Source organism: Paraburkholderia sp. Cy-641, from assembly GCF_011752945.1.
In the GTDB taxonomy this organism is placed as follows: domain Bacteria; phylum Pseudomonadota; class Gammaproteobacteria; order Burkholderiales; family Burkholderiaceae; genus Paraburkholderia.
This window is the reverse complement of sequence record NZ_VWWM01000031.1, coordinates 54,467-72,762: the sequence shown is the minus strand read 5'-3', so window position 1 is coordinate 72,762 and position 18,296 is coordinate 54,467. Positions and strand designations below refer to the sequence as shown.

Sequence of the window (18,296 nt, the reverse complement as noted above, 5' to 3'; positions counted from 1 at the left end):
GCAACCTACTGATTCACTGAAGGATTTCCATGAGCCTCAAATGCGGCATCGTCGGCTTGCCTAACGTCGGCAAGTCCACCCTGTTCAACGCGCTGACCAAGGCGGGCATCGCCGCCGAAAACTATCCGTTCTGTACGATCGAGCCGAACGTCGGCGTGGTCGAAGTGCCGGACGCGCGCCTGAAGGCGCTCGCCGAAATCGTCAAGCCCGAGCGCATTCTGCCGGCCGTGGTCGAATTCGTCGACATCGCCGGTCTCGTGGCCGGTGCGAGCAAGGGCGAAGGGCTCGGCAACCAGTTCCTCGCGAACATCCGCGAAACCGACGCGATCACGCACGTGGTGCGCTGCTTCGAGGACGACAACGTGATTCACGTCGCGAACAAGGTCGATCCGCTGTCGGACATCGAAGTCATCAACACCGAACTCGCGCTCGCCGACCTCGGCACCGTCGAAAAGGCACTTGCGCGCTATTCCAAGGCGGCCAAGTCGGGCAACGACAAGGAAGCGGTCAAGCTCGCCGCGGTGCTCGAGAAGGTCCGCGTGCAGCTCGACCAGGCCAAGCCGGTCCGCGCGCTCGCCCTGACCGACGAGGAACAGGCCACGCTCAAGCCGTTCTGCCTGATCACCGCGAAGCCGACCATGTACGTTGCCAACGTGAAGGAAAACGGCTTCGAGAACAATCCGCACCTCGACGCGGTCACGAAGTTCGCCGCGGCCGAAGGCGCGCCGGTCGTGGCCGTGTGCGCGGCGGTCGAAGCGGAAATCGCCGACCTCGACGAAGCCGACATGGAAGTGTTCCTCGCCGACATGGGCATGGAAGAGCCGGGCCTGAACCGCGTGATCCGCGCGGGCTTCAAGCTGCTCGGCCTGCAAACCTACTTCACGGCCGGCGTGAAGGAAGTGCGCGCGTGGACAATCCATATCGGCGATACGGCGCCGAAGGCGGCCGGCGCGATCCACACTGACTTCGAACGCGGCTTCATCCGCGCGCAGACGATCGGCTTCGACGACTACATCGCCTACAAGGGCGAGCAAGGCGCGAAGGAAGCCGGCAAGATGCGCGCGGAAGGCAAGGAGTACGTCGTGCATGATGGGGACGTGATGAACTTTTTGTTCAACGTCTAAGCCACTTCACGCGCAGCATAAGCACCTGCGACTGCAATCAGGTCCGTGTCGAATCTCGGAACAGTCGCCCCTAACAGTCGCAGGGCATCACATATAATCACCAGCCGCTAAGAAATCGTTCGTTCGATCCTCGCTTTCCATGACCAAGAATATTGCAGACAACCCGGCACATAGGCTGCACGAGATTCTGAAACAGTGCAAAGAAACCGCGGCTGGGGAAAATTGCCGGTCAGTGTGGCGAAAAATTCTCAGGACCGAGGATGAAGGCGAACTGCTTGCTCGCATCGCGAAACTACTCTACCTCTCGCGAGAGGTCGTTGATATCGTCAACGATTCGTTTTCGAAGCATCTGCAATCCATCCAGACGCTTCACCTGCAACTGAAGACGGGCATCACCCAGCAGAATCTGAACGGGCAGTGGGCCAGCTTCATTTCGCACGTACACGACCATTCGATAGTGTCTCTCGGATTCACCGCATCGTTGCTGGAGGAGCGGGAGAAGCTTCAGGCAGTTGACATCAGCAGCCTTAGCGATCAGCGAGACAAGCTGGTGGAGCTCCGCAAGGAAATTGTCTCGTCCAATGAACTACCGGACGACGTCAAGCTCACTATCGTCCGTTACCTGGGCCGCTTGATTGAGTGCCTGGACGAATATTTCATCACGGGTATATTTCCTGTGCTTGACGCAACGAACACCGCCATCGGCAACGTTGCATTTGATGAGGCCTACGGTCGAGTCCTGCAAGACACCGCACTGGGGCAGAAAGTCGCGAGCGCGTTGGCCAATGTGGCGAACTCCGTGACAATCGCCACCGGCATGTTGCAACTGGCAGAGCCTGTCGCACACCTGCTAAAACTGCTTCCTGGCAATATCTAGAATGCGAGCGCGCAAAGCACGCGCGCTTTTCCATCGCGGCATGAGCTTTCCGAAAAGCCTGCTCCAAAGCCCGCCCCAAGCGGGCTTTTTCATTGCCGCCGCCTTTCGCCGCATCCCCCATCCCCCGCCCACCACCTCGCCCCGCCTGTTTCCGTTTCCTGACAGCCGGTGTTACATTGCGGCTTCCGGCCCCCGCCAGAAGCGCTTCCACGCCGCCTGGCCGCCGACGCCGGAATGTCATCGAAGCCAAATAGAATCGCGCGATTCGCGTCCGCGCCCGTCCGCATACCGTCATGGAATCGGAGTCAGCGTCAAAGCGCTGACCCCGATCGACACAGGAGACAAATCGATGAATTGCAAGCCGTTGCTCCGTTCACTTTCCGTCGCCGCCGTGTTAAGCGTCGGCCTCAGCCAGGCGGCCCACGCCGCGACCGAAATCCAGTTCTGGCATGCCATGGAAGCCGCGCTGGGCGAACGTCTGAACGACATCGCGAACGACTTCAACAAATCGCAGAGCGACTACAAGATCGTGCCCGTCTTCAAGGGCTCCTACGACCAGACCCTCGCCGCCGGCATCGCCGCCTATCGCAGCGGCAACGCGCCGGCCATCCTGCAGGTCTACGAAGTCGGCACCGCGACGATGATGCAGGCGAAGAAAGCCATCGTCCCGGTCACGCAGGTCTTCAAGGACGCCGGCGTGCCGCTCGACCAGAAAGCCTTCGTGCCGACCATCGCGAGCTATTACAGCGACTCGAAAACCGGCGAGCTGATCTCGATGCCGTTCAACAGCTCGACGCCAGTGCTCTACTACAACAAGGATGCGTTCAAGAAGGCCGGGCTCGATCCGAACCAGCCGCCGAAGACCTGGACCGAACTGCACGCCGACGCGCAGAAGCTGAAGGCCTCGGGCATGTCGTGCGGCTACTCGTCGGGCTGGCAAAGCTGGATTCAGCTCGAGAACTACAGCGCGTGGCATGCGGCGCCGTTCGCCTCGCGCAACAACGGCTTCGACGGCATGGACGCGCAGCTCGAATTCAACAAGCCGCTGCAGGTCGCGCACATCCAGTTCCTACAGAACATGGCGAAGGACGGCTCGTTCACCTATGTCGGCCGCAAGGACGAACCCGTGTCGAAGTTCTATAGCGGCGACTGCGGCATCATTACGAACTCGTCGGGCTCGCTCGCCACGATCAAGAAATACGCGAAGTTCAACTTCGGCACCGGCATGATGCCGTACGACGAGAGCGTGAAGGGCGCGCCGCAGAACGCGATCATCGGCGGGGCGAGCCTGTGGGTGCTGTCGGGCAAGGACCCGGCCGTCTACAAGGGCGTCGCGAAGTTCCTCGCGTATCTGGCCACACCGCAAGTCGCCGCGAAGTGGCATCAGGACACCGGCTATCTGCCGATCACCACCGCCGCCTACGATCTGACGCGCCAGCAGGGCTTCTACGAGAAGAACCCCGGCAGCGACACCGCGATCCGCCAGATGATGAACAAGCCGCCGCTGCCGTTCACGAAGGGCCTGCGTCTGGGCAACATGCCGCAGATCCGCACCGTGATCGACGAGGAACTCGAACAGGTGTGGGCAGGCAAGAAGACGCCGCAACAGGCGCTCGACTCGTCCGTCGCGCGCGGCGACGATCTGCTGCGCCGCTTCGAAAAGGCCGGCAACTAGACCGGGCATCGCCCGCGGGCGGGTTGCGATGCCGCTGCGCCGCAACCCGCCGCCATTGCAGCCCCCTTGGGAATCCCGATGGAAAAGCGCTCTTACTTCGGCACCAGCGCGCTGCCCTACCTGCTCGTCGCGCCGCAGTTGCTCATCACGCTGGTGTTCTTCCTGTGGCCCGCAGGCGTTGCGCTCTGGCAATCGACGCAAAGCCAGGACGCGTTCGGCACGTCGAGCGAGTTCGTCGGCCTCGCGAACTTCAAACAGCTTTTCGCCGATCCGCTGTATCTGGCCTCGTTCAACACGACGATCGTGTTCTGCACGCTCGTCACCGTGTCGGGCCTCGTGATCTCGCTGCTGCTCGCGGTCTGCGCCGATCGCGTGACGCGCGGCAAAAAGGCCTATCAGACGCTGCTGATCTGGCCGTACGCGGTCGCGCCCGCGATCGCCGCGGTGCTGTGGTCGTTCCTGTTCAACCCGAGCATCGGCCTCGTCACCTATGCGCTCGCGAAATACGGCGTCGTGTGGAATCACGCGCTCAATCCCGGCCAGGCGATGTTCCTCGTCGTGCTCGCCTCGGTGTGGCAGCAGGTCAGTTATAACTTCCTGTTCTTCTACGCGGGCCTGCAGGCGATTCCGCGCTCGCTGATCGAAGCGGCCGCGATCGACGGCGCCGGTCCCGTGCGGCGCTTCTTCGGCATCGCGTTGCCGCTGCTGTCGCCGACCACGTTCTTTCTGCTCGTCATCAACATCACCTACGCGTTCTTCGACACCTTCCCCGTGATCGACGCGGCGACCGGCGGCGGCCCCGGCCAGGCGACCCGCACGCTGATCTACAAGATCTTCGCCGAAGGCTTCCAGGGGCTCGACATCGGCAGCTCGGGCGCGCAGTCGGTCGTGCTGATGGTCATCGTCGTGGCGCTGACCGTCGTGCAATTCCGCTTCATCGAACGCAGGGTTCAATACTCATGATCGAGAACCGCCGCGGTTTCGACCTGTTCTGCCACGCGGTGCTGATCGTCGGCGTCGTGCTGGTGGTGTTTCCGGTCTACGTCGCGTTCTGCGCGGCGACCATGAGCGAGCACGAAGTGTTCACGGTGCCGCTGTCGCTCGTGCCGGGCACGCATCTGTTCGAGAACATCGTCACGATCTGGACGCAGGGCACCGGCAACGCGGCCGCGCCGTTCAACCGCATGCTGCTCAACAGCCTCGTGATGGCGCTCGTGATCGCGATCGGCAAGATCGCCGTGTCGATGATCTCCGCGTACGCGATCGTCTATTTCCGCTTTCCGTTTCGCACTGCCGCGTTCTGGCTGATTTTCGTCACGCTGATGCTGCCGGTCGAAGTGCGCATTTTCCCGACCGTGCAGGTCGTGTCGTCGATGCATCTGAGCAATACGTACACCGGCCTGACGCTGCCGCTGATCGCCTCGGCGACCGCGACGTTCCTGTTCCGCCAGTTCTTCAAGACGCTGCCGGACGAGCTGATGGAAGCCGCGCGCATCGACGGCGCGGGCGCGCTGCGTTTCTTCTGGGACGTTGTGCTGCCGCTGTCGCGCACCACGATGGCCGCGCTCTTCGTGATCACCTTCATCTACGGCTGGAACCAGTATCTGTGGCCGATCCTGATCACGAGCCAGCAGTCGCTGATGACCGCCGTGATCGGCATCAAGGGCATGATCGCCTCGGGCGATACCGCGACCGAATGGCATCTGGTGATGACGGCCACGCTGCTCGCGATGCTGCCGCCGCTCGTCGTCGTGCTGACGATGCAGCGCTGGTTCGTGCGCGGCCTCGTCGATTCGGAGAAATGATCGACACGGCGCGGCACGGCGGGCCGCGCCGCGAGGCGTCGTTATGCGCCGCATAGAAAACCCCCGCGCGCCGCCCGTCGAACGGCGCAGAAAGGCAACGCGCGGCAAGCAACTCAAAGGCTGGAATAGCATGGCTGCACTGACTCTGCAAGGCGTGAAGAAAACCTACGACGGCAAACAGTTCGTGTTGCACGGCATCGACGTCGACGTGGCCGACGGCGAATTCGTCGTGATGGTCGGCCCGTCCGGCTGCGGCAAATCGACGTTGCTGCGCATGGTCGCGGGGCTCGAGCGCATCTCCGACGGCCGCATTTCGATCGCCGGCAAGGTCGTCAACGAACTGGAGCCGAAGGACCGCAACATCGCGATGGTGTTCCAGAACTACGCGCTCTATCCGCATATGAGCGTGGCCGAGAACATGGGCTATGCGCTGAAGATCGCCGGCGTCGATCGTGCGCAGATCGCGAAACGCGTCGAAGCCGCCGCGCAGATTCTCGAACTCGGCGCGCTGCTGCAACGCAAGCCGCGCGAACTGTCGGGCGGGCAACGGCAGCGCGTCGCGATGGGCCGCGCGATCGTGCGCGAGCCGGCCGTGTTTCTGTTCGACGAGCCGCTGTCGAATCTCGACGCGCGTCTGCGTGTGCAGATGCGCCTCGAAATCCAGCGTCTGCATGCGCGGCTCAAGACCACGAGCCTGTACGTGACGCACGATCAGATCGAAGCGATGACGCTGGCGCAGCGCGTGATCGTGATGAACAAGGGCCACGCCGAGCAGATCGGCGCGCCGACCGAAGTCTACGAGCGGCCGGCCACGGTGTTCGTCGCGAGCTTCATCGGCTCGCCGGGGATGAACCTGCTCGACGGCCGCGTCTCCGACGACGGCGCGACCTTCGAGGTCGCCGGCAACGGTCCGAAGCTGCCGCTCGCGGGCGTGCCGTCGATCGGCCGCGAAGTGGCAACGGGCCGCGAGTGGACGCTCGGCATTCGCCCCGAGCACATGAGCCCGGGTACGGCCGACGCGCCGACCGCGCCGCTCACGGTCGAATCCTGCGAACTGCTCGGCGCGGACAATCTCGCGCACGGCCGTTGGGGCAAGCACGACGTGACTGCGCGGCTGCCGCATGCGCATCGTCCGGCAGCGGGCGAGACGCTGCAGGTCGTGCTGCCCGCGCAGCATCTGCACTTCTTCGATCCGCAGACCGGACGGCGCGCGAACTGAGCGATGTCGGGATGCCATGACGGCGTCCAGCGGCTCGCGCCGCCGCCGGAACAAAGAACGAACAACAACGCATCACCACGCTTCGGGGAATCATGAAAAGCCTCGCCCTCCGGGCCCTCCGCCCGTATGCGGTGATTGCCGCTGCGCTGCTGTTGAGCGCAGCGCAGGCATTCGCCTACGTCGCGCCGGGCACGAATCCCGACGAATCGAACCTCAGCAACCACCACACCTATACGAATCGCGACGGCAACACCGTGCATGCGCCGGCCCGTTCGCTATCGGGCAGGGCGCCCGAAGGCGCGACCGCGCGTTGCCGCGACGGCAGCTACAGTTTTAGCCAGCATCGCAGAGGCACCTGCTCGCGGCACGGCGGCGTCGCGCAATGGCTCTGAGAATCGGCGGAACGGCGCGCGAGATGGCGTACAAGACGGCGTGCAAGACGCTGCCCGGCCCGCCGCGCGAACCGGTCTGCCACTGGAATTCCCGCTGCCTTGCCAGCCCCGCCGCGAAGTACAATGCCACCTGAACCACACGCCGCGCGCGGCAGCGTCGTCCGAGTCCGGCGCCGCGCCGGCCGGCGCCGGGTGTTCCGCCCGGCCCTCACACCGATTACCCATCCACCCTCGACTGCCCGCCCCTCGCGCGGCCGGCGTCGTTAACGTCTACTGCAAGCAAATGGCCCAATACGTTTTCACCATGAACCGGGTCGGCAAGATCGTGCCGCCCAAGCGCCAGATCCTCAAGGACATCTCGCTGTCGTTCTTTCCCGGCGCGAAGATCGGCCTGCTCGGCCTGAACGGCTCGGGCAAGTCGACGCTGATCCGCATCATGGCCGGCGTCGACACCGAGATCGAGGGCGAAGCCACGCCGATGCCGAACCTGAACATCGGCTACCTGCCGCAGGAGCCGCAGCTCGATCCGCAGAAGACCGTGCGTGAAGCGGTCGAGGAAGGTCTCGGCGACGTCTTCAACGCGCAGAAGAAGCTCGACGAAATCTACGCGGCCTACGCCGAACCGGATGCCGACTTCGACGCGCTCGCCGCCGAGCAGGCGAAGTACGAGGCGATTCTCGCGACGAGCGACGGCAGCGCCGAGCAGCAGATCGAAATCGCCGCCGACGCGCTGCGCCTGCCCGCGTGGGACGCGAAGATCGAACATCTGTCGGGCGGCGAAAAGCGCCGCGTCGCGCTGTGCAAGCTGCTGCTCGAAAAGCCGGACATGCTGCTGCTCGACGAGCCGACCAACCACCTCGACGCGGAATCGGTCGAATGGCTCGAGCAGTTCCTCACGCGTTTCCCGGGCACCGTGGTCGCCGTCACCCACGACCGCTACTTCCTCGACAACGCCGCCGAGTGGATTCTCGAACTCGACCGCGGCCACGGCATTCCGTGGAAGGGCAACTACAGCAGCTGGCTCGATCAGAAGGAAGCGCGCCTGAAGCAGGAAGAAGCGTCGGAATCGGCGCGTCAGAAGGCGATCAAGAAGGAACTCGAATGGGTGCGCCAGAACCCGAAGGGCCGTCAGGCGAAGTCGAAGGCGCGTATTGCCCGCTTCGAGGAACTGAACAGCCAGGAATACCAGAAGCGCAACGAGACGCAGGAAATCTTCATTCCGGTCGGCGACCGTCTCGGCAATGAAGTGATCGAGTTCAAGAACGTCAGCAAGTCGTATGGCGACCGACTGCTGCTCGATAACGTCAGCTTCAAGATTCCGGCCGGCGCGATCGTCGGCATCATCGGTCCGAACGGCGCCGGCAAGTCGACGCTGTTCCGCATGCTGACGGGCCGTGAGCAGCCGGATTCGGGCGAGATCGTCCAGGGCCCGACCGTCAAGCTCGCCTACGTGGACCAGAGCCGCGACGCGCTCGACGGCTCGAAGACCGTGTTCGAGGAAATCTCGGGCGGCGCCGACGTGCTGACGGTCGGCCGCTACGAAACGCCGTCGCGCGCGTATATCGGCCGCTTCAACTTCAAGGGCGGCGACCAGCAGAAGGTCGTCGGCAATCTGTCGGGCGGCGAGCGCGGCCGTCTGCATCTGGCGAAGACGCTGATCGCGGGCGGCAACGTGCTGCTGCTCGACGAACCGTCGAACGACCTCGACGTCGAAACGCTGCGCGCGCTCGAAGACGCGCTGCTCGAATTCGCGGGCTCGGTGCTCGTGATCTCGCACGACCGCTGGTTCCTCGACCGCATCGCGACGCACATCCTCGCGTTCGAAGGCGATTCGCAAATCACCTTCTTCGACGGCAACTACCAGGAGTACGAAGCGGACAAACGCGCGCGCCTCGGCGAAGAAGCCGCGCGGCCGAAGCGTCTGCGCTACAAGCCGATCTCGCGCTGAGCGGACGGCGGGTGGGTGACGTGACGTGAGGTGACGTGGCGTGGCATGGCCCGTCCGGCGAACGCCGGATAGGGTTGCCGGCGCGGCACGGGCATTGCTGGCACAGATGCGGTGACGGCGATCGTTCGCCAAGTCGGCGTCATACCGGCATCACGCCGGTTCATGCGGGGCTCATGCCGCATGACGCCAGCACGACGCCGGCACCACGCCAGTTGCCCGCGCCCCGGTCCATGCGCCCAGCGTGCGCATGGACCGTTCACAGCCATACCGCGCCGCGCGGTGACGAGGAGACAAGCATGGCGATGTCGAAGGGCAAGCGCTGGATCGTCATCGTGGGCGGCACGCTGCTGGCATTGATGCTCGTCGCAATCGGCGTGCTGCTGTTCGCGCAACAGGAAGTCAGAACTCGCATCAACGCGGCGCTCGGCCCGCTCGGCAGCGTCGAACGCATCGACGTCTGCCTCACCTCGGTTCACCTCTCCCACGTTCTGCTGAAGGCACCGCCCGGCTGGCCCGCCGGCGAGCCGCTGCGCGCCGACGACATCACCATCACGCCCGATCTGCGCGATCTGCTCGCGCGGCGCATGCATATCCGCGAAGTGGTCGTGCGCGGCTTCGACCTCGCCGTGCTGCGCACGAAGGACGGCTCGCTCAGGCTACTGCCGAATCTGCGCGAATCGCTGAACCGTGGCAATCCACCCGGCAACGGCGCCGGGCCGTCGACTCCGCGCGAGAAGCAGGTCGATCACATCCGCTTCGAGCAGGGCAACTTCCATTTCTACGACATGACCGTCGGGCCGCCACCGTTCAGGGTGACGGTCAGCAACGCCCATGCGAGCGTCGACAATCTGCATCTGCCGTCGCTCAACGAGCCGACCAGCGTGAGCGTGCGGGGCTCGCTCAAAGGTCCGGTGCATACGGGCACGGTCACGTTCGACGGCTGGATCAGGATCGCAAGCCGCGATTCGCAGACCACGAGCAGGCTGCAAGGCGTCGATATCGCGCTGCTCGATCCGTATCTGCTGAAGAAGGCCGGCGCGCGTGCCCAGGTGACGGGCGGCACGATCGACCTGACGGTGGAATCGACGGTGCGCGACTATCGCCTGCATGCGCCCGGCAGCGTGACGGTGCGCAATCTGCAACTCGCGGAAAGCGACAATCCGCTCGACACCTTCATGTCGATTCCGACGCGCGCCGCCGTCGCCGCGCTGAAGTCGCACAACGGCAACGTCTCGCTGCATTTCGTGCTCGATGGCGATTTGCGCGATCCGAAGTTCTCGGTGCGCGAAGGCCTGCTCGCGCGCATCGGCGCCGGGTTCGCGCAGGCCCTCGGCGTGAGCGTCGAGGGTGTCGCGAAGGGCGCGGGCGAGACCGTGAAGGGGCTCGGGAATGCGTTGAAGAACCTGTTGGGGCAGTAGGCCCGCACGTCCGGCTCAGACCGGCAGCCCCAGCCCGCGCAGCTTCGCGCCGGTTTGCGCGGCGCTCGTGTGATGCACGCCGTGCCAGCCGAGCGCGCTCGCGGCTTCGGCGTTCTTGAGGTTGTCGTCGATAAAGACCAGTTCGGCGGGTTCGATGCCGGGCAGTTGCGCGTCGATGCGCCGGCGCATTTCCGCGAAGATTGCCGGGTCGGGCTTCACGAGCTTCACCCGCCCCGACACGACGATGTCGCGAAACCGCCGCAGCACCGGGTAGTGCTCCCATGCGTACGGAAAAGTCTCGGCCGACCAGTTGGTGAGGCCGAAGAGCGGCACGTTGGCGGCTTCGAGCGTTTCCATCAGCGCGACGCCGTCTGCGAGCACGCCCGCCACCATCTCGTGCCAGCGCTCGTAGAACGCGCGGATCAGCGGCGCGTGACCGGGAAACCTGGCGATCAGTTCAGCCGTCGCCTCGGCGATCGGCTGGCCGCTGTCCTGGCGAATCACCCAGTCCATCGAGCAGACGTGCGTGAGAAACCAGCGGCGCTCGGCTTCGTCGGGAATCAGCTCGCGGTACAGGTACTCGGGACTCCAGTCGATCAGCACGCCGCCGAAATCGAACACCACTGCCTTGATCGCCATGCAGGCTCCTCGCTCGGGTCTTGCTTGAGTCTTGCTCGGGTCTCGCTACGTTCAGATCGGCTGCGTGCGCAGTTCGAGCCACGCTTTCGCGTCGCCCGTCACATGCGGCGACAGGCGCGCGCGCACCGTCTCGTGATACGCGTTGAGCCACGCGCGCTCGTCGTCGCGCAGCAGCGCGAGTTCGATGCAGCGCGTGTCGATCGGGCACAGCGTCAGCGTTTCGAACTTGAGGAAATCGCCGAATTCGGTTTTTTCGGCGGCCACGTTCAGCACAAGATTTTCGATCCGCACGCCCCACTTGCCCGACCGGTAGAGACCCGGCTCGTTCGACGTAATCATGCCCTCTTCCATCGCGGTCCACGGCTCGGCGGGCGCGTAGTGCGAGATCACCTGCGGACCTTCGTGCACGTTCAGGAAATAGCCGACGCCGTGGCCAGTGCCGTGGCCGTAGTCCGCACCCGCTTCCCAGATCGGCGCGCGCGCGATCGCGTCGAGCATCGGCGAGCGGATGCCGCGCGGGAATTGCGCGCGCGACAACGCGATCATGCCTTTGAGCACGATCGTGAAATCGCGCCGCTGTGCCTCGCTCGGCGTGCCGATCGGCACCACGCGCGTGATGTCGGTCGTGCCGCTCAGGTACTGGCCACCCGAGTCGATCAGCAGCAGGCCGTCGCCCTCGATCACCGCGTGCGACGCCTCGGTCGCGCGATAGTGCGGCATCGCGCCGTTCGCGTTGAAACCGGCGATCGTCGAAAAGCTCAGCGACACGAAACCGGGACGGCGCGCGCGGGCGGCCGTCAGGCGTTCGTCGATGGTCAGCTCGGTGATGCGCTCGCGGCCCAATGCGCTTTCGAACCACGCGAAAAATTCGGCGAGCGCGGCGCCGTCCTGTTCCATCGTCGCGCGTACGTGGGCGGCATCGGCGGCGGTCTTGCACGACTTCAGGAACGTGGACGGGTTGACCGCCTCGACCACCGTCACCGACGATGGCACCGCCTGCAGCGAGCCGTACGTGATGCGGCGCGGGTCGATCAGCAGCGTGCTGCCGGCCGGCAGCACGGCGAGCGCGGCCGCGGCATTCGCATAGGGCTCGACGCCGATGCCGTCGCGCGCGAGCACCTCGGCGAGCGCCGGCGAAACCTTGCCGTCGGCGATGAACAGCGACACGCGATCCGTGCCGATCAGCGCATGCGCGACGAACACCGGGTTGTAGCTGACGTCGGCGCCGCGCAGATTCAGCAGCCACGCGAGATCGTCGAGCGTCGAGATGAAGTGCCACTGCGCGCCTTTGTCGGCCATCGCGCGGCGCACCTGCGCGAGCTTCTCCGCGCGCGCGACGCCCGCTTGCGGCGCGGCGTGCTCGAACACGGCGTCGGCCGGCAGCGACGGACGCTGCGCCCAGATCGCGTCGAACAGATCGGCGTCGGTGCGCAGTTGCACGCCCCGCGCGCTCAGCGCCGCGCTCAACGCGCGCGCCGCGGCCACGCCGAGCACCGCGCCGTCCACGCCGACCGTGGCGCCGCTCGCGACGTTCTGCGCAAGCCATTCGAAATGCGGCGAGGTCTGCTGGCCGCCCGTCATCTTCATCAGCTCGACGCCGGTGCCGGCCAGTTGTGCGCTCGCCTGCTCCCAGTAGCGGCTGTCGGTCCAGACGCCCGCGAAATCAGCAGTCACGATCAGCGTGCCGGCCGAACCGGTGAAGCCCGACAGCCACTGGCGGCCCTGCCAGCGCCCCGGCAGATATTCGGACAGGTGCGGGTCCGCGGACGGCACGAGGTAAGCGGCGAGGCCTTCGCGCGCCATCGCGGCGCGCAGGCTCGCAAGGCGCTCGGGAATGGAAGAGGTTTCGGGGAGTCGAGCGTTCATGGTGTTACCTGCAAAGATTCATCGATGGATTGATCGGCGCGGCTATGGGTGCGTTCATCGGCGCACTCGTCAGCACATTCATCGGCGGCGGGTCCGGTCCGCAAAGAGGCCGACCGTCACGCCGACGGCAATGAGCGCAACGGCGGTGCACACCGGCCATTCGAGCATATCGCCGTCATGGAAGAAGCCTGTCACGTTGCCGGCCATGCGCGCGACGCTCGTGCCGAGCACGCCGGCCAGCAGCGCGATCCACCAGCGGACACGGCTCGAGCGGCGCAGCGGATGCAGCCACCAGCCCGCGAGGCCGACCGCCACGCCGAGTACGAGGATACCTGGCCACCCCATCAGGAACAGGCTCCTGAACGGGATTCCGAATGGGCTTCCAGACGCGCTTCGAAACAACCGTCGCAGCGCGCTTCAAAGCAGTATTCAAAACGGGCCTGAAGGCGGCCTTCCTGGCGAGACAAAATTATTTTCGGATTTATCTGATAGGCGAAAGTAGCTGACAAAGCTAGCATTTTTGCCTCATTAACTATAGAAGTTCAGCACGGCGCTTTCCGCATAGCGGTTGAGTTTAGGGGTCGGGGTTTGGTTAGGCAAGTTGTCAGCGTGACGAAAAAATCGGACTCCCCGCCGCTGCCAGGCTGACGCCGCGCCATGCGCATCGCCCTTATCGAACCGGACGTGCAACACGCCAAACTGGTCGACCGGCTCATCTTCGCCGGCGGCCATGTGTGCCAGCACTTCACCACCAGCGCCAAGTTCCTGCAGCGCGCCCGCGACGAATACTTCGACCTTCTGATCACCGAAAGCTGGGCCGGCGACCATTGCGCCGAGGACGTGATCCCGCGCGCACGCTCGATCCTGCCGGGCCTGCCCATCATGATGATGATCACCGAGCCGCGCGAAAGCCAGATCGTCGCCGCGCTGCACGCCGGCGCCGACGACTGCCTGAGCAAGCCGGTGCGCGGCCCCGAAATGCTGGCGCGCGTCGAGGCGCTGCAACGCCGCGCGGGCCTGCGGCGGCCGGCGAACCGGCGGCGCAACGTCATCGGCGGCTATGCGTTCGACGCCGCCAGCTTTACCGTGACCTTCCGCGATCTGAGCGTCATCCTGACGCCCAAGGAATTCCGTCTCGCCCTGCTGCTGTTCAGCAACCTCGCGCGCCCGGTGCCGCGCGCGCACATCCTCGAAACCGTGTGGACACGGAGCCGCGACGTCAAGTCGCGCACCGTCGACACGCATGCGTCGCGGGTACGCACCAAGCTGCAGTTGCGCCCCGAACTGGGCTATTCGCTGGTGCCGGTCTATGGTTACGGCTACCAGCTCGACCCGGTTCCGCTGGAAAACGCGGCCGACGCGGGCTGACGCATGCGGGGTATGCGGCGTGCAGAATGTGAAAATCGAGGAAACGCTATAATATGCAGCTGAACGATAGCTCCCCAAAATGCAGCTTCTAACGATCGGAATCAACCATCACACTGCGCCTGTCGCCTTGCGCGAACGCGTGGCGTTTCCGCTCGAACAGATCAAGCCCGCCCTCGACACCTTCAAGGGCATCTGGCTGGGCCGCATGGCGCCCAATGCGCCGGAAGCGGCGATCCTGTCCACCTGCAATCGCACCGAACTCTATTGCGTCACCGACGACCTCGCCGCGCGCGAGGCCGCGATCCAGTGGCTGTCGAAATACCACAACCTGCCGATCGACGAACTCGCGCCGCACGTCTACGCACTGCCGCAGTCCGAAGCGGTGCGGCATGCGTTCCGCGTCGCGTCGGGGCTCGACTCGATGGTGCTCGGCGAAACGCAGATCGTCGGACAGATGAAAGACGCGGTGCGCACCGCGTCCGAAGCCGGCGCGCTCGGCACCTATCTGAACCAGTTGTTCCAGCGCACTTTCGCCGTCGCGAAGGAAGTGCGCAGCACGACCGAAATCGGCGCGCAGTCGGTGTCGATGGCTGCCGCCGCGGTGCGGCTCGCGCAGCGCATTTTCGACAAGATCGCGAATCAGCGCGTGCTGTTCATCGGTGCGGGCGAAATGATCGAGCTGTGCGCGACGCACTTCGCCGCCCAGCATCCGCGCGAGCTCGTCGTCGCGAACCGCACCGCCGAGCGCGGCATGCGGCTCGCCGAGCGCTTCAACGGCCGGGCGATTCCGCTGTCGGAACTGCCGGCGCGCATGCACGAATTCGACATCATCGTGTCGTGCACGGCGTCCACGCTGCCGATCATTGGCCTCGGCGCGGTCGAACGCGCCGTGAAAGCGCGCCGCCACCGTCCGATCTTCATGGTCGACCTCGCCGTGCCGCGCGACATCGAACCCGAAGCCGGCCAGCTCGAAGACGTGTTCCTCTACACCGTCGACGACCTCGGCGCGATCGTCCGCGAAGGCAATGCGTCGCGGCAAGCCGCGGTCGCGCAGGCCGAGTCGATCATCGAAACGCGCGTGCAGAACTTCATGCAGTGGCTCGACGCACGCAGCATCGTGCCGGTGATCCGCCACATGCACACGCAGGCCGACGCGCTGCGCCGCGTGGAAGTCGAGCGCGCGCAGAAAATGCTCGCGCGCGGTGACGACCCGGCCGCCGTGCTCGAAGCGCTGTCGCAAGCGCTCACCAACAAGCTGATCCACGGTCCGACGCACGCGCTCAATCGCGCGAGCAGCGACAACCGCGACACGCTCATCGAGCTGATGAGCGGCTTCTACAAACATTCCGGCTCCTCGGAGCGTTAGCGGCGCTCGCCGCATCGTGCGCGCCACACAGCATGTGGCTCGCCACGCGTCTCCGTCCCGGGCCTTCGCCCGCCCCTGGCAGCCTTCCTTTCCGGAGCCCGCTCCGCTACCCGTCCGATGAAAACGAGCATGCAACGCAAGCTCGACCAGCTCACCACTCGGCTGGCCGAACTGAACGACCTGTTGAGCCGCGCCGACATTACCTCGAACCTCGACCAATACCGCAAGCTCACGCGCGAACACGCGGAGCTGGGGCCGGTCGTCGAGCAATACGCGCTGTGGCGCCAGGCGCAGAACGACGCGGCCACCGCGCAGGAACTGCTCGCCGATGCCTCGATGCGCGATTTCGCCGAAGAGGAAATCCGCGCCGCGCGCGAGCGCATGGAGACACTCGGCGTCGAGTTGCAGAAAATGCTGCTGCCGAAAGACCCGAACGACGACCGCAACATCTTCCTCGAAATCCGCGCGGGCACCGGAGGCGACGAATCCGCGCTGTTCGCGGGCGACCTCTTGCGCATGTATCTGCGCTTTGCCGAACGCAATCGCTGGCAGGTCGAGATGATGTCGGCGAGCGAGTCGGACCTCGGCGGCTACAAGGAAGTGATCGTGCGGATCGCCGGCGAGGCCGCGTATTCGAAGCTCAAGTTCGAGTCGGGCGGACATCGCGTGCAACGCGTGCCGGCCACCGAAACGCAGGGCCGCATCCATACGTCGGCCTGCACGGTCGCGGTGATGCCCGAGGCGGACGAGATCGGCGAAGTCGAAATCAATCCGGCCGATCTGCGCATCGACACGTTCCGCGCGTCGGGCGCGGGCGGCCAGCACATCAACAAGACCGACTCGGCGGTGCGCGTCACGCACTTGCCGACCGGCATCGTCGTCGAATGTCAGGACGACCGCTCTCAGCACAAGAACAAGGACCGCGCGCTGAAGGTGCTCGCCGCGCGCATCAAGGACAAGCAGGCCAACGAGCAGCAGGCGAAGGAAGCGGCCACGCGCAAGAACCTGATCGGCTCGGGCGACCGCTCGGAGCGGATTCGCACCTACAACTTCCCGCAGGGACGCCTCACCGATCACCGCATCAACCTGACGCTGTATCGCCTCGATGCGATCATGGACGGCGATCTCGGCGAACTGATCGCGGCGCTCGTCAGCGAGCATCAGGCCGAGCTGCTGGCCTCGCTCGGCGACGCGGACTGACGCCGCGCCGGCCCGAATGACTGAATGAAGCCTCGACGATGAGCGACGCCCCCTCGCCTCCCCTCACGCCGCCCGCCACGGCTGGCGCGTTGTTGCGCGCGTCGCCGCTGCCGCGGCTCGAAGCGCGGATTCTGCTCACGCACGTGCTCGGCTGGCGGCAAACGCAGCTGATTACGCGCGGCGACGAAGCGCTCGATCCCGCGAGCGTCGAGCGTTACCGCGTGCTCGAAGCGCGCCGCGCGGCCGGCGAGCCGGTCGCGCAACTGGTCGGCACGCGCGAGTTTTTCGGGCTCGAATTCGCCGTCACGCCGCACGTGCTGATCCCGCGTCCCGAAACCGAACTGCTGGTCGAAACCACGCTCGCGGCGCTGGAACACCGGTCGCGGCCGTGCGTGCTCGATCTCGGCACCGGCACCGGCGCAATCGCGGTGGCGCTCGCGGCAACGCGGCCCGACGCGCGGCTCTGGGCGCTCGACCGCTCCGCCGACGCGCTCGCAGTGGCCTCGCGCAACGGTATGCGTCTGCTCGACGGCAATCGCCCGGGCGGCCCCGTGACGTTTCTGCAAAGCGACTGGTACGGCTCGCTCGACGCGGCGCTGCGCTTTGACGCGATCGTCAGCAATCCGCCGTATATCGCGAGCGGCGACCCGCATCTGCAGCAAGGCGATCTGCGTTTCGAGCCGCGTGGCGCGCTCACCGACGAAGCGGACGGCTTGAGCGCGATCCGCGCGATCGTCGCCGGCGCGCCCGCCCGCCTCGTCGCCGACGGCGTGCTGTGGATCGAGCACGGCTACGACCAGGCCGAAACCGTGCGCGCGCTGCTCGCCGCGCGGGGTTTCGCAGCGGTCCGTTCGGAGCGTGACCTCGCCGGCATCGAGCGGATCAGCGGCGGCACGTGGCGCGGCGAAGCGGCCTGACCGCGCGCGCCAGCGGAGAGGAAATCGCGCACGCACGGCCCGCCGCACGAACCCTGCCGGACGATGCGGCCCCGGCTGGCCGTACCGAAATCCGCTATCATTTCAGCCTATTCCCTACACATATCGGAACCGCAAGGTCAGCCATGGATACGCAACAACGCATCAAGCAAATCGTCGACGGCAACAATGTCGTCCTCTTCATGAAGGGCTCGGCCCAGTTTCCGATGTGCGGCTTTTCCGGCCGTGCCATCCAGATCCTGAAGGCATGCGGCGTCAGCGAAATCGAGACCGTCGACGTTCTCAAAGACGACGAAATCCGCCAGGGCATCAAGGTGTTCTCGAACTGGCCGACCATTCCGCAGCTGTACGTGAAGGGCGAATTCATCGGCGGCTCTGACATCATGATGGAGATGTATGAATCGGGCGAACTGCAGCAGCTGTTCGCGGCCGCCTGACGTTCGCTCCCCACGGGCGCCGCAAGC

Annotated in this window: 18 protein-coding genes; 15 read left to right on the top strand and 3 right to left on the bottom strand. The window is 65.3% G+C overall.

Annotation, left to right across the window (positions count from 1 at the left end; all coding sequences use genetic code 11):
• Positions 1 to 29 precede the first annotated feature (29 nt).
• The 10 genes from ychF to F3J20_RS18610 all read left to right on the top strand — a co-directional run bounded on the left by ychF (position 30) and on the right by F3J20_RS18610 (position 10,458).
• A complete protein-coding gene (gene ychF, locus F3J20_RS18655) occupies positions 30 to 1,124 on the top strand; it encodes a redox-regulated ATPase YchF (protein ID WP_167284162.1) in 1,095 nt (364 codons plus the stop codon).
• A gap of 139 nt (positions 1,125 to 1,263) precedes the next feature.
• Positions 1,264 to 2,001, top strand: coding sequence for a hypothetical protein (locus F3J20_RS18650; protein WP_167284161.1), 738 nt, complete (start codon positions 1,264 to 1,266; stop codon positions 1,999 to 2,001).
• A gap of 349 nt (positions 2,002 to 2,350) precedes the next feature.
• Positions 2,351 to 3,676, top strand: a complete 1,326-nt coding sequence (gene ugpB, locus F3J20_RS18645) for a sn-glycerol-3-phosphate ABC transporter substrate-binding protein UgpB (RefSeq protein WP_167284160.1) — start codon at positions 2,351 to 2,353, stop codon at positions 3,674 to 3,676.
• A gap of 78 nt (positions 3,677 to 3,754) precedes the next feature.
• Entirely contained in the window at positions 3,755 to 4,639 is an 885-nt protein-coding gene (gene ugpA, locus F3J20_RS18640) for a sn-glycerol-3-phosphate ABC transporter permease UgpA (protein WP_167045755.1), read from the top strand.
• The gene (gene ugpE / locus F3J20_RS18635) at positions 4,636 to 5,481 is read left to right on the top strand and encodes a sn-glycerol-3-phosphate ABC transporter permease UgpE (protein WP_167045752.1); all 846 of its coding nucleotides are present in this window, start codon (positions 4,636 to 4,638) and stop codon (positions 5,479 to 5,481) included. The genes ugpA and ugpE overlap by 4 nt, the downstream gene beginning before the upstream one ends.
• A 130-nt stretch (positions 5,482 to 5,611) precedes the next feature.
• Complete coding sequence (locus F3J20_RS18630) at positions 5,612 to 6,700, top strand: sn-glycerol-3-phosphate import ATP-binding protein UgpC (protein WP_167284159.1); 1,089 nt, start codon at positions 5,612 to 5,614, stop codon at positions 6,698 to 6,700.
• A 92-nt stretch (positions 6,701 to 6,792) separates the two neighbouring features.
• On the top strand, positions 6,793 to 7,092 hold the full coding sequence (locus F3J20_RS18625) for a DUF3761 domain-containing protein (RefSeq protein ID WP_167284158.1): 300 nt from the start codon (positions 6,793 to 6,795) through the stop codon (positions 7,090 to 7,092).
• Positions 7,083 to 7,226, top strand: a complete 144-nt coding sequence (locus F3J20_RS18620; protein ID WP_167284157.1) for a hypothetical protein — start codon at positions 7,083 to 7,085, stop codon at positions 7,224 to 7,226. Before F3J20_RS18625 ends, F3J20_RS18620 begins: the two co-directional genes overlap by 10 nt.
• A gap of 149 nt (positions 7,227 to 7,375) precedes the next feature.
• On the top strand, positions 7,376 to 9,040 hold the full coding sequence (gene ettA / locus F3J20_RS18615) for an energy-dependent translational throttle protein EttA (protein WP_167045743.1): 1,665 nt from the start codon (positions 7,376 to 7,378) through the stop codon (positions 9,038 to 9,040).
• A gap of 296 nt (positions 9,041 to 9,336) precedes the next feature.
• Entirely contained in the window at positions 9,337 to 10,458 is a 1,122-nt protein-coding gene (locus tag F3J20_RS18610; RefSeq protein ID WP_167284156.1) for a DUF748 domain-containing protein, read from the top strand.
• Positions 10,459 to 10,473: 15 nt separating this feature from the next.
• Here the strand turns inward: F3J20_RS18610 and F3J20_RS18605 are convergent, their stop codons facing one another.
• From F3J20_RS18605 to F3J20_RS18595, 3 genes are all read right to left on the bottom strand, one after another.
• Positions 10,474 to 11,097, bottom strand: coding sequence for an HAD family phosphatase (locus tag F3J20_RS18605; RefSeq protein WP_167284155.1), 624 nt, complete (start codon positions 11,095 to 11,097; stop codon positions 10,474 to 10,476).
• A 51-nt stretch (positions 11,098 to 11,148) separates the two neighbouring features.
• On the bottom strand, positions 11,149 to 12,963 hold the full coding sequence (locus tag F3J20_RS18600; RefSeq protein ID WP_167284154.1) for an aminopeptidase P family protein: 1,815 nt from the start codon (positions 12,961 to 12,963) through the stop codon (positions 11,149 to 11,151).
• Positions 12,964 to 13,041: 78 nt separating this feature from the next.
• Positions 13,042 to 13,308 carry a hypothetical protein gene (locus F3J20_RS18595; protein ID WP_167284153.1) on the bottom strand — a complete coding sequence of 89 codons (267 nt, stop codon included), beginning with the start codon at positions 13,306 to 13,308 and terminating at the stop codon, positions 13,042 to 13,044.
• A 312-nt stretch (positions 13,309 to 13,620) separates the two neighbouring features.
• Between F3J20_RS18595 and F3J20_RS18590 the strand changes: the two genes are divergently transcribed.
• The 5 genes from F3J20_RS18590 (at position 13,621) to grxD (ending at position 18,269) form a co-directional block, all read left to right on the top strand.
• The gene (locus F3J20_RS18590; protein ID WP_167045725.1) at positions 13,621 to 14,331 is read left to right on the top strand and encodes a response regulator transcription factor; all 711 of its coding nucleotides are present in this window, start codon (positions 13,621 to 13,623) and stop codon (positions 14,329 to 14,331) included.
• Between the two features lie 79 nt (positions 14,332 to 14,410).
• Positions 14,411 to 15,697: a glutamyl-tRNA reductase gene (gene hemA, locus F3J20_RS18585; protein WP_167045721.1), complete on the top strand. Its 1,287-nt coding sequence runs from the start codon at positions 14,411 to 14,413 to the stop codon at positions 15,695 to 15,697.
• A gap of 117 nt (positions 15,698 to 15,814) precedes the next feature.
• Positions 15,815 to 16,897, top strand: coding sequence for a peptide chain release factor 1 (gene prfA, locus F3J20_RS18580; protein WP_167045718.1), 1,083 nt, complete (start codon positions 15,815 to 15,817; stop codon positions 16,895 to 16,897).
• Positions 16,898 to 16,935: 38 nt separating this feature from the next.
• Entirely contained in the window at positions 16,936 to 17,814 is an 879-nt protein-coding gene (gene prmC, locus F3J20_RS18575; protein WP_167284152.1) for a peptide chain release factor N(5)-glutamine methyltransferase, read from the top strand.
• A 143-nt stretch (positions 17,815 to 17,957) separates the two neighbouring features.
• Positions 17,958 to 18,269: a Grx4 family monothiol glutaredoxin gene (grxD, locus tag F3J20_RS18570; protein ID WP_167045712.1), complete on the top strand. Its 312-nt coding sequence runs from the start codon at positions 17,958 to 17,960 to the stop codon at positions 18,267 to 18,269.
• Positions 18,270 to 18,296 lie beyond the last annotated feature (27 nt).

Bases quoted from the DNA above. Each gene is read 5' to 3' on its own strand.
- ychF (WP_167284162.1), top strand. From the start codon at position 30: ATGAGCCTCAAATGCGGCATCGTCGGCTTGCCTAACGTCGGCAAGTCC.
- F3J20_RS18650 (WP_167284161.1), top strand. From the start codon at position 1,264: ATGACCAAGAATATTGCAGACAACCCGGCACATAGGCTGCACGAGATT.
- ugpB (WP_167284160.1), top strand. From the start codon at position 2,351: ATGAATTGCAAGCCGTTGCTCCGTTCACTTTCCGTCGCCGCCGTGTTA.
- ugpA (WP_167045755.1), top strand. From the start codon at position 3,755: ATGGAAAAGCGCTCTTACTTCGGCACCAGCGCGCTGCCCTACCTGCTC.
- ugpE (WP_167045752.1), top strand. From the start codon at position 4,636: ATGATCGAGAACCGCCGCGGTTTCGACCTGTTCTGCCACGCGGTGCTG.
- F3J20_RS18630 (WP_167284159.1), top strand. From the start codon at position 5,612: ATGGCTGCACTGACTCTGCAAGGCGTGAAGAAAACCTACGACGGCAAA.
- F3J20_RS18625 (WP_167284158.1), top strand. From the start codon at position 6,793: ATGAAAAGCCTCGCCCTCCGGGCCCTCCGCCCGTATGCGGTGATTGCC.
- F3J20_RS18620 (WP_167284157.1), top strand. From the start codon at position 7,083: ATGGCTCTGAGAATCGGCGGAACGGCGCGCGAGATGGCGTACAAGACG.
- ettA (WP_167045743.1), top strand. From the start codon at position 7,376: ATGGCCCAATACGTTTTCACCATGAACCGGGTCGGCAAGATCGTGCCG.
- F3J20_RS18610 (WP_167284156.1), top strand. From the start codon at position 9,337: ATGGCGATGTCGAAGGGCAAGCGCTGGATCGTCATCGTGGGCGGCACG.
- F3J20_RS18605 (WP_167284155.1), bottom strand. From the start codon at position 11,097: ATGGCGATCAAGGCAGTGGTGTTCGATTTCGGCGGCGTGCTGATCGAC.
- F3J20_RS18600 (WP_167284154.1), bottom strand. From the start codon at position 12,963: ATGAACGCTCGACTCCCCGAAACCTCTTCCATTCCCGAGCGCCTTGCG.
- F3J20_RS18595 (WP_167284153.1), bottom strand. From the start codon at position 13,308: ATGGGGTGGCCAGGTATCCTCGTACTCGGCGTGGCGGTCGGCCTCGCG.
- F3J20_RS18590 (WP_167045725.1), top strand. From the start codon at position 13,621: ATGCGCATCGCCCTTATCGAACCGGACGTGCAACACGCCAAACTGGTC.
- hemA (WP_167045721.1), top strand. From the start codon at position 14,411: ATGCAGCTTCTAACGATCGGAATCAACCATCACACTGCGCCTGTCGCC.
- prfA (WP_167045718.1), top strand. From the start codon at position 15,815: ATGAAAACGAGCATGCAACGCAAGCTCGACCAGCTCACCACTCGGCTG.
- prmC (WP_167284152.1), top strand. From the start codon at position 16,936: ATGAGCGACGCCCCCTCGCCTCCCCTCACGCCGCCCGCCACGGCTGGC.
- grxD (WP_167045712.1), top strand. From the start codon at position 17,958: ATGGATACGCAACAACGCATCAAGCAAATCGTCGACGGCAACAATGTC.